Below are 13493 nucleotides of genomic sequence, written 5' to 3'. Positions count from 1 at the left end.
AGGCCATCCCGCATGAGAGCCATCGGTGAAGATCAGTCTTTCACCGATATATTTATTTTCCGTACCAGCCGTTCGGACTCCGGGCGATCGAGGTCGATCGACAAAAGGCCGTTCTTCAGCTCCGCCGCGATCACGCGCATGCCGTCGGCCAGCACGAAACAGCGTTGGAACTGGCGCGCGGCGATGCCGCGATGAAGGAATTCGCGCTCGGTGTCGTCGGTCTGACGGCCGCGCACGACCAGCTGGTTTTCCTCCGTTGTCACATCGAGATCGCTTTCGGCGAAACCGGCGACGGCGAGCGTGATGCGCAGCCTTTCGGCCTTGCCGTCGGCGCCGCTGAGGCGCTCGATGTTGTAGGGAGGGTAGCTGTCACCGGACTTCGCCAGACGCTCCAAGGTCTTTTCCATGGCGTCGAAACCAAGGAGAAGCGGGCTGGAGAAAGGCGTCATTCGGCTCATGTTACACTGTCCTCTCAAGAGCGACATAAACTGGAAAAACCCGGATGGCATTTTTCCCGATGGCCTTGATATGGTCCGCCCCGCGACCAAGTTCAAGCCACCACAAGACCCGCCCAAAAAGACCAGGCCTTGGACTCACAGGAATAATCGACATGGCGCTTGAAACGACGCGCGGATGCAAGGAGAAGCGCTGCGGTCGTCCTTCAGGCGTGCGATCGATCCGGTGAGTTCACGGCCCCCAAACAAGGAATTGAAATGCCCCAACCACGCAAGATCATCATCGACACCGATCCCGGCCAGGACGATGCCGTCGCCATTCTCTTGGCGCTCGGCAGCAGCGAACTGGAGATCGTCGGCATCACCGCCGTTGCCGGCAACGTGCCGCTGAAGCTTACCGAAAAGAATGCCCGCAAGATCTGCGAACTGGCCGGCCGACCGGAGATCAAGGTCTATGCCGGCGCTATCCGGCCCCTGGCGCGCACACTGGTCACCGCCGAGGAAGTGCATGGCAAGACCGGCCTCAACGGCCCGCAGCTGCCCGAACCGACGATGAAACTGCAGGAGCAGTATGCCGTCGACTTCATCGTCGAGACGCTGATGAAGGAGGAGAGCGGCACCATCACGCTCTGCCCGCTCGGACCGCTGACCAACATCGCGCTGGCGCTGATCCGTGAACCGCGCATCGCCCCGCGCATCAAGGAAATCGTGCTGATGGGCGGCGGCTTCTTCGAGGGCGGCAATGTCACGCCCGCGGCCGAGTTCAACATCTATGTCGATCCGCAGGCCGCCGATCTGGTGTTCAAGTCCGGCATCCCGATCGTGATGATGCCGCTCGACGTCACCCACAAGGCGCTGACCACCACCAAGCGCACGCAGGCCTTCCGCGCGCTCGGCACCAAGGTCGGCATCGCGACCGCCGAGATGCTGGAATTCTTCGAGCGCTACGACGAGGGCAAATACGGCACTGATGGCGGCCCGCTGCACGACCCCTGCGTCATCGCCTATCTCCTGAAGCCCGAGCTGTTCAAGGGCCGCAACTGCAATGTCAGCGTGGAGACCGCCTCGGAACTGACCATGGGCATGACCGTGATCGACTGGTGGGGTGTCACCAAGCGGGAAAAGAACGCCATGGTGATGCGCGACATCGACCATGACGGCTTCTTCGCCCTGCTGGTGGAGCGGCTGGGGCGGCTTTAGGGGGGCTTTTTACCTTCTCCCCCAAGGGGAGAAGGTGGCCTCGCGAAGCGAGGTCGGATGAGGGGGTTCCAGGGAACGCCAACGCCTCACTCTGTCACCCACCCCTCAACCGTCTCGGCGCTGCGCGCCGATCCACCTTCCCCCACAAGGGGGGGAAGGTAAGGCGTTACTTCGACCTCGAAAACGCCAGCCACAGGCCGCCGCCGACCAGAAAACTGCCGCTGATCCTGGACATGAGCTTGATGCGGCTGGCCGACAACAGGCGCCCGGCGCGGCCGGCGGCGAGCGCGTAGGTCGAATCCGACATGGCGGCGAAGATCATGGCGGTGAGGCCCATGACGACGATCTGCAGCGAGTAGTTGCCCTGCGGCGCGATGAACTGCGGAAAGAAGGCGCCGAAGAACACCAGGGTCTTGGGGTTGCTCAGCGCCACCAGCAGGCCCTGCAGGAAGAAGCCGCCGCGCGGCTTCCTGGCCGTTCCGTCGGCATTCAGCGTGCCCTTGGAGCGGAACATCTGCACGCCCATCCAGATCAGGTAGGCGGCACCGATCAGCCTGACCCATTCGAACCAGTGGCCCATGCCCGAAATCAGCGTGTTGAGGCCGATGCCGACAATGGCGATCATGATGGCAAGCCCGGCCTGCGTGCCGGCGACATTGGCGAGGCCGGCGCGGGTTCCGTGGCGGATGCTGTTGGCGATGATCAGCGTGACCGTCGGTCCCGGCACCAGGATGATGACTATGCAGGCGAGAACATAGGCGGCGTAGAGTTCCAGCGACATGATTTTCCCCTTGGAGTGCCGGCGACGCGGCGCGACTGGGACAATCAATGCATGGCCACGGCCTCCACGCAAGGTGTCCGAGAAGCTCCCCGCCGTCGTATGAGCGTCAGGCGCCCGCTGGCCAGGGCAGTATAGCCTCGTAGGCCGCGGCGGCCCGTAGCACCGCGAGGTCGCCGCGCGGCCGGCCGATCAACTGCATGCCCATTGGCCGGCCCTTGCCGTCGAAGCCGACCGGCACGTTGACCGCCGGGCAGCCGCCAAGCGTGGCAAAGGCTGAAACCTGCATCCAGCGGTGATAGCTGTCCATCGGTCGTCCGGCGACCTCGCATGGCCAGTGCAAGCCGACTTCGAAGGGGAAGACCTGCGCGGTGGGCAGCGCGATGAGGTCGAAGCGCTCGAAGATCGATAGCAGCATCCGATGCCAGGAGGTGCGCACGACCGAGGCCGCGCGGATCTGCGGTGCCGTCAGCTGCATGGCATTCTCGATTTCCCAGATGGCTTCCGGCTTCAGCAAGCCGCGCCTGGAAGGGTCGTCGTAGTGGATCTTGAGGGCGCAGCCGCTGCTGGCCTGGCGCAGCGTGACGAAGGCCTGCCACAGCGCTTCGAAATCGAAATCCGGGAGCAAGGGTTCAACCGCGAAGGACTGGTCCGCGAACCGGCCGAGTGCTGCCTGGCACAGATCGAGAATGCCCGCTTCGATCGGCAGATGGCCGCTGAGGTCGCCGAGCCAGGCGATGCGGCCGCCAGTCGAGGGCGGTGCAAGCCCTTCGAGGAACGAACCCGGTTTCTCATAGGACAGGGGCGCCCGCGGATGGTAGCCCGCCTGCACGTCGAGCAGCAGCGCCATGTCGGCGACGTTGCGGCCCATCGGGCCCTCGATGCCCATCTGCGCATGGAAGACCTCAAGATCGGGTCCGGCGGGAACAAGCCCTTGCGACGGCCGGAAACCGTAGACATTGTTCCAACCCGCCGGATTGCGTAGCGAGCCGCCGAAGTCGCTGCCGTCGGCGACGGGCACCATGTCGAGCGCCAGCGCCACCGCCGCGCCGCCGCTCGAGCCGCCGGCGGTGAGCGCCGGATCGAAAGCGTTCAGCGTCGGCCCGAAGACATTGTTGTAGGTGTTGGATCCGAGCCCGAATTCGGGAACATTGGTCTTGCCGATGATGATGGCGCCGGCGTTGCGGATGCGTTCGACGAAGAAATCATCTTCCTGCGGCACGAAATCGGCGAAGATCGGCGAGCCGAAGGAGGTCCTTAGCCCGGTCGTCGAGGCGAGGTCCTTGATGGCGATCGGCAGGCCGAAGAGCGTTTCGGTTGCGCCAGCCTGCCTGGCATCGGCTGCATCGGCCTCGCGCAGGATATCGCCGCGATCGCGCAGCGAGACAATGGCGTTGACCAGCGGGTTGACCGCTTCGATGCGATCGAGGAAGGCCGTCATCACCTCGCGCACGGACAGTTTCTTGCGGCGGATCGCGCCGGCCAGCTCGACGGCGGACAGGCGGCAGATATCGCCGGCCGGCGGCACGGCGTGTTTCGTCTCAGGGCGCATCACTCAGTGGGTTCCCTGCAAGGCTTGATCGACATCCCTGGCCAGCGGGATCGCCGGTTGGGCGCCAGGTTTCAGGCATGCGAGCGAGCCAGCCACACCGGCCCGCGCCAGGGCCTTGTCGAGCGCAAGGCCGGACGACAGGCCGGCAGCGAAGTAGCCGCAAAAGGTGTCGCCGGCGCCGACCGTGTCGACAGGTGTGATCTTCATGGCCGCAACGGTGAGGAACTCGCTCGGCGTTGCTGCCATGACGCCGTCGCCGCCGAGCGTGACGACGATGGTGCGGCCGGTTTTCGCGGCGAAGTCGCGCATGCGCGCCGCCCGGTCGCGGCCGTTCAGCGCCAGCGCCTCGCCATAGAGGTCGAACTCGGTCTCGTTGGCGACGGCATAATCGGCCTTGCCGAGGAAAGCCGCCGCATCGCCCTGGAAAGGAGCGGTGTTGAGCACGGTGATGGCTCCGGCCGCCCGCGCCTGGTCGAGTGCTGCATCGACAGTCGCCAGCGGAATCTCGTGCTGGAGCAGAACGACATCGCCCTTTTTCAGGAACGCCTTGGAGAGGTCGCCGGGCACCACGGAAGCATTGGCGCCGGGCACCACGGCGATGATGTTCTCGCCGTCGTCGCCGACCATGATCAGTGCCGTTCCGGTCGAGGCGAAGGTTTCCGCCACGCCAGACAGATCGACCTTGGCCTCGCGCAGCAAAGCCAGCGCCTCGCCGGCGAAACTGTCCTTGCCGACGGCGCCGACCATGCGCACCGGGACACCGGCGCGCGCGGCGGCCAGCGCCTGGTTGGCGCCCTTGCCGCCAGGCGCCGTGGAGAAACCGGAACCGCTCACCGTTTCGCCGGGACTCGGCAAGCGGTCGACTCTGGCGATAAGGTCGAGGTTGATCGAGCCGATGACGACTATCAAGAAAGTACCTCCCTGCCAGCGCTGGCCGGAAATCAGGATCGACTTTCGGAAAGCACGATGTGGATCGAGATCCACAAATGTGGATCGAGATGGCGAGGTGCGCTGGCGCGTCCGTATCGATGCGCCAGCACCCCGATTGCGCGGGAAGCTAGCGCGTCATGCGATGACTTGCCAGACCATGTGGATATCAAAAGGTGATTTGTCGCTTCACTCGCAGCGCACGGTGACGGTGCCCTGATAGCTGCCGGCAGGAAAGACACCGCTCGACTTGGTGGCTGTGAGGTCTATCTGCATGGCATGGGTGCCGTTGGTGACCCGTTGCGGCACGCTTCCGTTGATGTCGACTGCCGAGCCATCGAGCCGGAAGACCGAGGCGAAGCTCACATTGGTGCCGCCGCCGCTCGGCGCGGACGAGAATGCGGCAGGCGCCGGCGCCGAAACCGAATAACAGTCCAACAGGTTGAGCAGGGTGCACAGAAGCGAGCTTGCGACGATGGTGACGCTGGCGCTCGACCCGCCTGCCTGCTTGGAGCCCAATATGCTGATGGCCGGATTTGCGGTCATCGTTCCCGATGACCCGACCATGATGGTGCAGGTGCCGATGATCGCCGCCGGCGCGGGAAGGCAGAAGCCGGCAAGGGCTGCCATCGTAAGCAGCGTGCGGCTATTTCTTCTTCTTTTTCTTGCCATCGCTGTTTCCGGTCCTGATGGTCCAGCCTTCGTTGGCCCATCCAGGTGACGCGGCCGCAGTGGCGGGAGCGCTGGCGGCCACGCTTCCTGTCGGGCCGTCGCCGCCGAGGCCCATTTTGAGCAGCTTCAGCTCCAGTTGCAGGCGCTGGACCTCCAGTTCGTAGAGGCGGCTGCAATCGAGGCGTTTCGGTGTGCGCCCGATCGGGATCACGACCCGGCCATAGGTCGCGACGCCATTGTCCGTCTGGTTGTTGCCTCTGATAACGCCGAGATCGACATAGGCGCCGGAACCGGAAACGGCGGAACGGCAAGTGGTGCCGTCCGCGGCATGGACCTCGTCCTGGCCTTGGGGCAAGGTGACACCGGGCAAATTAAAGCCGTTCTCGTTCTGGTTGAGATTGTAGATCTGATCCTGGGCCTGGGTTGGAACGGTGCTTGTCACAGCAGCCGCGAGTGCCAGCGTCAGGATTTGCGATGTCCAAAGAACTTTCCGCATATCTGCGCCCTTATCTGCGTCTGCTGGTTGGGAAAGGGGATGCTTTCGGTACAGATACGCACTTTACGCTCGGCGGCACCGCCGAAGGGCACGACCACGAGGACAGGACGAGAGGCCTGGGCACCGAGCTGAAAAACAGCCGGCGATATTCGGGCGTCCACCGGCTGAAAATCCTGATCGTAGACGTGGATTTCGACCTTGATCTTCTGGTCGTAGGGATTGGCCGGGAAGACGCGGACCGCGAAGACGTCGGTGAAACTGTTGACCTCGCCCCGCATCGGCGACATCGACTGAGCCGCCGCGGCAGCAGGGATCAGGCTGACGGCCAGCACCGTCGCCAGGGTTCCGAAGAATTTCAAGGATGCCTCCTTCCTGGTCGCTACTCGCAGCGAAGCGTTACCGTTGCCTGATAGTTTCCGTTGGCGAAGCGGTTGCTGCCGCCCTTGGTGCCGGCGAGATGGACCGAGACAAGATCGGCGCCTGGTGTGCTGATGGCGGTCGCGGAACCGGTTTCGACAATGGAGTGGGCACCGGCGGAAGAGTAGGTTGGTGTCCAGGTGGTCGATGTCGTGTCAGCCGCCGGCACCGTGGTGGTGGTAACCGGATCGACGCTCAGCGACACCCCGCCTGTCGTCGTCAGCGTGACGGTTCCGGCCGAGCCGCCGCTGTTGTGGGAACTGAGGGTCTGGAGGTCGGGACTGACCGTCATCGTGCCATTGGTGGCAATGACAAGCGTGCAGGTGGGGCTGATCGTGCCATTGAAAATGACATTCTGCGTTGTAGCCAATACAGGCTGGCCCAGACATGCGACCAGCAAGGTTGCACCGAAGGCGGTGCGAAACAACTTCATCGAGACCTCCTATTAAGTCGGATAGCCCGAATTAACAGGAGTGATGATCGCTTTATCGTGGTTAATTTAGCGTAAACTCAAATAACGCGCTGAAACAACGTCCCATAAGAACCGAAGGTTGTCTCCGGTTGTATCGCGAATTTCGGCTGTAATCCAAGTATTACTTCTTACTGCTCAAGATCTGTAAATTTCGTCGCTGGAAACCGGAAAAACGATATTTACGATGACACTTGGCCCGCCTCCCAGCCAAGGATGGCACGCTTGCGGGTCAGGCCCCAATGGTAGCCGGTGAGGTCGCCGGACTTGCCGATGGCGCGATGGCAAGGCACCACGAAGGAGAGCGGGTTGGCGCCATTGGCGGCGCCGACCGCACGGCTGGCGCTCGGCGCGCCGATACTGGCGGCGATCGAGGAATAGGTGCGGGCCTTGCCCATCGGGATCTGCAGCAGTGCCTCCCAGACGCGGACCTGGAAGTCGGTGCCGATCATGACGACATGCAGCGGCTGGTCGGGGCGCCACAGCGTCGGATCGAAGATGCGCGCGGCGTAGGGACCAGTCGCGGCCAGGTCCTCGACATAGACGGCGTTCGGCCAGCGGCTGGACATGTCGGCGAAGGCGGCGCGCTCCTCGCCGGGGTCGCTGAAGGCGAGACCAGCAAGCCCGCGATCAGTGGCCATGATCAGGGCGGTGCCGAAAGGGGAGGCATGGTAGCCATAGCGGATGGTGAGGCCGGCGCCGCGCGTCTTGTAGTCGCCCGGCGACATTGCCTCATGGGTGACGAAAAGGTCATGCAGCCGGCCGGGACCGGACATGCCCAGTTCGAACGAGGTTTCGAGCAGCGGCATGCCGGAATCGAGCAGCCGGCGGGCGTGGTCGAGCGTCACCGCCTGCAGGAAGGCTTTCGGCGACAGGCCGGCCCAGCGGGTAAACAGTTTTTGCAGGCCGGTCGGCGTCTCGCCAACCTCTTCGGCCAGTTCTTCCAGTGATGGCTGGTCGCGATAATCGAGGCTGATCTTCTCGATGGCGCGGCGGACGATCTCATAGTCGCTGCCTTGCGGCGTGATGTCCTTCTTGAGGACGGCTGTCTGTGTGCTCATCGAACTGTCTCCTTGGCCGGGAATATCGCCCCTTGGGGCGGCGATCGCCACCCGAAACTTGCCTTCTTGCCGCGCATACCCAGATAGACTCGGGATTTCGAGAGCCTGTTCCATCCCGATGGGTCGGATGGGGCTCTCTCTTTGTGTTCGAGCATGATCTTTCCCGAAAACCGGTATCCACTTTTCGGGATCATGCTCTTGCCAGGAGTCGCTCATGGCTGGCGAGAAAGTGCATCTGACAGGGGCAAAGGAAACCTTGCTGATGACGCTCTATGGCAAGGCCCTGGAGAGCCGGCTGCCGCATTCGCTGCTTGGGGATCATTTCGCCGACGAGGCGGTGCGCAAGATCGACTATGATTTCTCCAGGCTCAAGGTCGACGGGAATCTCGGCATCGGCCTGGCGATCCGAGCCAAGACACTGGACGTTCGTGTCGAGGATTTTCTGGCCAGAAATCCCGGAGCCATCGTGCTGCATCTGGGTTGCGGGCTCGATACGCGCGTCTTACGTGTCGATCCGCCACCAGGCGTGGACTGGTTCGATGTCGACTATCCCGAGGTCATCGAACTCAGGCGAAGGCTTTACCCGTCGCGCGACCATTACCACCTCATCGCTTCGTCGGTGACCGAGCCCGGCTGGCTGGCCGAAGTGCCCCGCAACCGCCCGGCCATCGTGGTGGCGGAAGGGCTGACGCCCTATCTTCCCGCCGATGAAGGGCTGCGCCTGGTTTCGCGGCTTGTCTCGCATCTTGCCAGCGGCGAGCTGATGTTCGACGCCTACAGTCGCTTCGGCCTGACGCTGCTTCGCCTCAATCCGACCATCAAGGCGACGGGCGCGGAGGTTCACTGGGCGATCGACGATCCGCACGAGCTGGAACTGGCGGTCCCGAAGCTGCGGTTTGTCGAGGATATTTCCGCCTACAAGCCCGAACACGCCGCCCGCATGGGCTGGTCCGCCAAACTGTTCGTTCGCCTGTGGAAACATATTCCGGCGCTGCGCAAGGTCGGCAGGCTCTTGCGGTACCGGTTCTAGATTCAGCGCGCCTTGGCGGTCGCCAGCGCGCGCGAAAAGGCCGTCGCAAAACTCTCGCGGGACTCGGGATCGAGAAAGCCGCCGATCGGCACATTCTGGCCTTGGCCTTCAACCGTCATTTTGGTGATGCCGATCTCGGCGTGACGGGCGACCGAAAACCGTGCCCAGAACGGGTTGAAGCGGTGGGCTTCCGATTTTCCCGAAGGGGCTGTCTTGCGGATGTCTAGGGTGGTGCGCGAGACCGACACTTCCTCGCGGGCGCGGGCGGCGCGGTAGTTGACGCGGAAGGCGATGTAGACGGCGACCACGTCGAGGCCGAAGAAGCCGAATACCGGCCATGCGCCACGCGACAGGAAAAACGCGCCGGTCACCAGCCAGCCAAACGACAGCGCACCCATCAGGACCAGGAAACCCGTCCTGCCCAGCGACCGGTGTGGGGTCAGCAATGCGTGAAAGAAGGGCTCGTCAGCCTGAAACGAGGCGTTTGTATCGCTCATGACAGGATATTATAGGAAGGAAATGGCGAGCCCCAAGTCCAAAGATTCCTCCATGCCCGAAAAAGACCTGCCAGCCGGACGACGTGACGGCTCGAACGCCAAGCCGCGTCCGCGGCCGGTACGGCGGACTTCGCGTTACAGCCCGGCGGAAGTGCACGAGATCTTCCGCCGGTTTTCCGTCCAGCGGCCGGAACCGAAGGGCGAGCTCGAACATGTCAACGCCTTCACACTGCTGGTGGCGGTGGTGCTTTCGGCGCAGGCGACCGATGCCGGTGTCAACAAGGCGACGCGGGCGCTGTTCAAGATTGCCGATACGCCGCGGAAGATGCTGGCGCTGGGCGAGGCCAAGGTCGGCGACCATATCAGGACCATCGGTCTGTGGCGCAACAAGGCCAAGAACGTCATCGCCCTGTCGGAAGCGCTGATCCGCGACCATGGCGGCGCGGTGCCTGACGACCGCGACGAACTGGTCAAACTGCCGGGAGTCGGCCGCAAGACCGCCAATGTCGTGCTGAACATGGCCTTCGGCCAGCACACGATGGCGGTCGACACCCACATTTTCCGCATCGGCAACCGGCTCGGCCTGGCGCCCGGCAAGACGCCCGAACAGGTCGAGCAGGGTCTGCTGAAGATCATCCCGGACGAATATATGCGCCATGCGCATCACTGGCTGATCCTGCACGGCCGCTACGTCTGCAAGGCGCGCAAGCCGGATTGCCCGGCCTGCGTCATTGCCGACATCTGCAAGGCGCAGGAGAAGACGACCAGCGTGCCGGCCCCTCTGGTGCCGATCGCTCCGCTCGATCCGATGGACGAAGTCCAGGCCCAAGGCTGACCAGTCCAGGCTTCAACTCTCCTCCACGAACACCTCTTCGCGCTTCTTCTTGACCGACGGCAGGAAGACGATGACGAGCACGGCCAGTGCCACCAGCAGCAGGCCGGCGCTGATCGGCCGCGTCACGAAGGTTGAGGGGTCGCCGCGCGACAGGATCATGGCGCGGCGCAGGTTTTCCTCGAGCAGCGGGCCGAGCACGAAGCCGAGCAGCAGCGGCGCCGGTTCGCAGCGCAGCTTGGTGAGGACGTAGCCGAGCAGGCCGAAGAAGGCGACGGCATAGAGATCGAAAGCATTGGTGTTGACGCTGTAAACGCCGATCGAACAGAACACCATGATGATCGGGAAGAGCACATAATAGGGGATCGTCAGCAGTTTCACCCAAAGGCCGATCAGCGGCAGGTTCAGGATGATCAGCATCAGGTTGCCGATCCACATCGAGGCGATGATGCCCCAGAACAGCGCCGGCTGTTCGGTTGCGACATTGGGGCCGGGCACGATGCCCTGGATGATCATGGCGCCGATCATCAGCGCCATGACAGGATTGGCCGGAATGCCCAGCGTCAGCATCGGGATGAAGGAGGTCTGGGCGCCGGCATTGTTGGCCGATTCCGGTCCGGCGACGCCGGCGATGGCGCCCTTGCCGAACTCCTGCGGGTTCTTCGACACGCGCTTTTCGACTGTGTAGGAGGCAAAGGCCGCAAGCACCGCGCCGCCGCCGGGCAGGATGCCCAGCGCCGAACCGATGATGGTGCCGCGCACGATGGGTGCCGCCATGCGCTTGAAGTCGTCGCGGGTCGGCATCAGGCCGGAGACCTTGCTGATCAGCACCGAGCGCTCATGCTCGTTTTCGAGGTTGCGCAGGATCTCGGCGACGCCGAAGACGCCGACCGCCACCGCGACGAAATTCAGCCCGTCGGCATATTCGCGGATGCCGAGCGTGAAGCGCGGCGCACCGGTGTAGATGTCTGTGCCGACAATGCCGAGCAGCAGGCCGAGCACCACCATCGCCAGCGCCTTGACGATCGAGCCATGGGCGAGCGCGATGGAGGAGACGAGGCCGACGATCATCAGCGAAAAATACTCCGCCGCGCCGAATTGCAGGGCTATCGCCGTCAGCGGCGGGGCAAAGACGGCGACGAGGAAGGTCGACACCGTGCCGGCGAAGAACGAGCCGATGGCGGCGATCGCCAATGCCGCCCCGGCGCGGCCCTGGCGGGCCATCTGGTAGCCATCGATGGCGGTGACGGCGGATGAGGATTCGCCGGGCATGTTGATGAGAATGGCCGTGGTCGAGCCGCCATACTGGGCGCCGTAGTAAATGCCGGCGAGCATGATGAGGGAAGAAACCGGGTCGCCGATCTGGAAGGTGATCGGCAACAGCATGGCGATGGTCGCGGTGGCGCCGATGCCGGGCAGGACGCCGATGAGCGTGCCGAGAAGGACGCCGATCAGGCAGAAACCGAGATTGGCCGGCGTCGAAGCCGTAGAGAAGCCGAGCGCGAGATTGTTGAGCAGGTCCATGTCAGCGCCTCACGATGCCAGCCATGGGGGCAGCCAGGGGCCGAAGCGCTGGAACGGCAGGCCGAGCGCGTAGCTGAAGACGAGGACCGAAAACAGCGTCAGGCCAACCGACAGCACGAACGCGGTCAGCGGCTTCATGCGGCCGCTGGCGAAGGCGGCGATCAACGCCGTCAGGAAGATCGACGGCACGAAGCCTAGGCCGCGCACCGTCAGGCCGAAGAAGACCGGCGCCGGCAGGATGAACAGCATGCCGCGCCAGGCCATTGGGCCGATCGGCTCGCCCTCGACACGTATCGCCTGGACGAGGATGACGGCGCCAAGCAGGATCAGCACGATCGCCAGGACCAGCGGGAAATAGCCCGGTCCCATGCGCAACGCGGTGCCGATTTCGAGGCTGAGCGACTGCAGCGCGAAAAACGCGCCGAAAAAGATGAATAGCGCGGCGCACAGGCCGTTGGTCCTGTCGATGGCGAAAGGTTTCATGGCGGTCCTCCCTGACCCTTGGAGCGGGCCTGCCGTTGCACGTGAAAACGGGTGAAGCGAACGCGGCGCCGCTGGCGCCCCGTTCAAGCCATCAGTCGGCGTACTGGCCCGCGGCTTCGATGATCGGCTTCCAGCGCGCGATCTCGCTTTCCAGCTTGGCCTTCAGCGCCGCCGGCGTCGCGTCGGCTTCCGATGACGGCTTGGTGCCGAGTTCGGCGAAGCGAGCCATGACGCTCGGGTCCTTCAAGGCGACCTGGAGTGATTTCGACAAGCGGTCGGTGATCTCGGCCGGCGTGCCCTTCGGCGCATAGAGGCCGTGCCAGATGCCGACCTGCACCGCGGGAAGGCCGGCTTCGATCGTCGTGGGGACATCCTCCAGCACGTCGAGGCGCTCCGGCGAGGTGACGGCATAGGCCTTGATCGTGCCGCCCTGGATCTGCTTGGTGGTGTTGGTCGTCTGGTCGCACATGATGTCGACCTGGCCGCCGAGAAGATCGGTCATGGCCGGACCGGTGCCCTTGTAGGGCACGGTGACCAGCGGCGTGCCGATGGCGCTCATGAACAGCATGCCGCACAGATGCGAGGCCGCGCCGATGCCGGCATTGGCGACTGTGATGGCGTCCTTGTTGGCCTTGGCGTATTCGACAAGCCCCTTGAGATCGGTCGGCGGGATATCCTTGCGGCCGATAATAGTCATCGGCACTTCGGTCACCAGACCGACATATTCAAAGGCGTTCAGCGTGTCGTAGGCGAGCTTTCTGTAGAGCGTCGCACTCGTCGCCATGCCGATGTGATGGAGGAGCAGCGTGTAGCCATCGGGATCGGCACTGGCGACGCGGCCCGCGCCGAGCGTGCCGCCGGCGCCGCCGACATTCTCGACAATGACCTGCTGGCCGAGATCCTTCGACATGGCTTCCGCGACAAGGCGGGTGACGGTGTCGGTCGGACCGCCGGCCGCAAACGGCACGACAATGGTGATGGTGCGTTCGGGATAGGATTGTGCGTCGGCGGCCAACGAATAAAGCGTGACGACCGCGGCTACGGCCAGAGCGGCAACAAATTTTCGCATCGTAATTCTCCTCCCGGGATATGAATAAACC

Annotated in this window: 16 protein-coding genes; 3 read left to right on the top strand and 13 right to left on the bottom strand. The window is 63.8% G+C overall.

Features of this window, described 5'->3' with window-relative positions:
- Positions 1-32 precede the first annotated feature (32 nt).
- A complete protein-coding gene (locus tag QQK95_RS29250) occupies positions 33-458 on the bottom strand; it encodes an Hsp20 family protein (protein WP_013893014.1) in 426 nt (141 codons plus the stop codon).
- Between the two features lie 255 nt (positions 459-713).
- Here QQK95_RS29250 and QQK95_RS29245 point away from each other — a divergent pair, with 255 nt between their 5' ends.
- The gene (locus QQK95_RS29245) at positions 714-1655 is read left to right on the top strand and encodes a nucleoside hydrolase (RefSeq protein WP_284277870.1); all 942 of its coding nucleotides are present in this window, start codon (positions 714-716) and stop codon (positions 1653-1655) included.
- Positions 1656-1821: 166 nt separating this feature from the next.
- Here the strand turns inward: QQK95_RS29245 and QQK95_RS29240 are convergent, their stop codons facing one another.
- The 8 genes from QQK95_RS29240 to QQK95_RS29205 form a co-directional block, all read right to left on the bottom strand.
- On the bottom strand, positions 1822-2436 hold the full coding sequence (locus QQK95_RS29240) for a LysE family translocator (protein ID WP_056577951.1): 615 nt from the start codon (positions 2434-2436) through the stop codon (positions 1822-1824).
- A gap of 106 nt (positions 2437-2542) precedes the next feature.
- Positions 2543-3988: an amidase gene (locus QQK95_RS29235; protein WP_284277869.1), complete on the bottom strand. Its 1446-nt coding sequence runs from the start codon at positions 3986-3988 to the stop codon at positions 2543-2545.
- Positions 3989-4894, bottom strand: coding sequence for a ribokinase (locus QQK95_RS29230; RefSeq protein ID WP_284277868.1), 906 nt, complete (start codon positions 4892-4894; stop codon positions 3989-3991).
- A 207-nt stretch (positions 4895-5101) separates the two neighbouring features.
- Complete coding sequence (locus QQK95_RS29225; RefSeq protein WP_284277867.1) at positions 5102-5584, bottom strand: hypothetical protein; 483 nt, start codon at positions 5582-5584, stop codon at positions 5102-5104.
- Positions 5559-6080: a hypothetical protein gene (locus tag QQK95_RS29220; RefSeq protein WP_284277866.1), complete on the bottom strand. Its 522-nt coding sequence runs from the start codon at positions 6078-6080 to the stop codon at positions 5559-5561. Before QQK95_RS29220 ends, QQK95_RS29225 begins: the two co-directional genes overlap by 26 nt.
- Positions 6047-6439 carry a hypothetical protein gene (locus tag QQK95_RS29215; protein ID WP_284277865.1) on the bottom strand — a complete coding sequence of 131 codons (393 nt, stop codon included), beginning with the start codon at positions 6437-6439 and terminating at the stop codon, positions 6047-6049. Before QQK95_RS29215 ends, QQK95_RS29220 begins: the two co-directional genes overlap by 34 nt.
- A 20-nt stretch (positions 6440-6459) precedes the next feature.
- Positions 6460-6930 (bottom strand): hypothetical protein, encoded by a 471-nt coding sequence (locus QQK95_RS29210; RefSeq protein ID WP_284277864.1) that lies wholly within the window; start codon positions 6928-6930, stop codon positions 6460-6462.
- Between the two features lie 218 nt (positions 6931-7148).
- Complete coding sequence (locus tag QQK95_RS29205) at positions 7149-8027, bottom strand: bifunctional helix-turn-helix domain-containing protein/methylated-DNA--[protein]-cysteine S-methyltransferase (RefSeq protein WP_284277863.1); 879 nt, start codon at positions 8025-8027, stop codon at positions 7149-7151.
- Between the two features lie 214 nt (positions 8028-8241).
- On the opposite strand from QQK95_RS29205, the gene QQK95_RS29200 reads away from it, so the two are divergent.
- Positions 8242-9057 (top strand): class I SAM-dependent methyltransferase, encoded by an 816-nt coding sequence (locus tag QQK95_RS29200; RefSeq protein ID WP_284277862.1) that lies wholly within the window; start codon positions 8242-8244, stop codon positions 9055-9057.
- 2 nt (positions 9058-9059) lie between these two features.
- On the opposite strand, the gene QQK95_RS29195 is transcribed toward QQK95_RS29200, so the two are convergent.
- Positions 9060-9554 (bottom strand): DUF2244 domain-containing protein, encoded by a 495-nt coding sequence (locus QQK95_RS29195; RefSeq protein WP_284277861.1) that lies wholly within the window; start codon positions 9552-9554, stop codon positions 9060-9062.
- A 22-nt stretch (positions 9555-9576) separates the two neighbouring features.
- On the opposite strand from QQK95_RS29195, the gene nth reads away from it, so the two are divergent.
- Positions 9577-10389 (top strand): endonuclease III, encoded by an 813-nt coding sequence (gene nth / locus QQK95_RS29190; RefSeq protein WP_284278015.1) that lies wholly within the window; start codon positions 9577-9579, stop codon positions 10387-10389.
- A gap of 12 nt (positions 10390-10401) precedes the next feature.
- Here nth and QQK95_RS29185 read toward each other — a convergent pair whose 3' ends face one another.
- The 3 genes from QQK95_RS29185 to QQK95_RS29175 form a co-directional block, all read right to left on the bottom strand.
- Entirely contained in the window at positions 10402-11910 is a 1509-nt protein-coding gene (locus QQK95_RS29185; RefSeq protein WP_284277860.1) for a tripartite tricarboxylate transporter permease, read from the bottom strand.
- Positions 11911-11919: 9 nt separating this feature from the next.
- Positions 11920-12393 carry a tripartite tricarboxylate transporter TctB family protein gene (locus tag QQK95_RS29180; RefSeq protein WP_284277859.1) on the bottom strand — a complete coding sequence of 158 codons (474 nt, stop codon included), beginning with the start codon at positions 12391-12393 and terminating at the stop codon, positions 11920-11922.
- Positions 12394-12484: 91 nt separating this feature from the next.
- Positions 12485-13462, bottom strand: a complete 978-nt coding sequence (locus QQK95_RS29175) for a tripartite tricarboxylate transporter substrate-binding protein (protein ID WP_284277857.1) — start codon at positions 13460-13462, stop codon at positions 12485-12487.
- Between the last annotated feature and the right edge of the window lie 31 nt (positions 13463-13493).

Source organism: Mesorhizobium huakuii (genome assembly GCF_030160235.1).
Classification (GTDB): Bacteria; Pseudomonadota; Alphaproteobacteria; order Rhizobiales; family Rhizobiaceae; genus Mesorhizobium; species Mesorhizobium huakuii.
The sequence above is the reverse complement of the archived record's forward strand: the minus strand, read 5'-3'. Positions and strand labels throughout refer to the sequence as shown.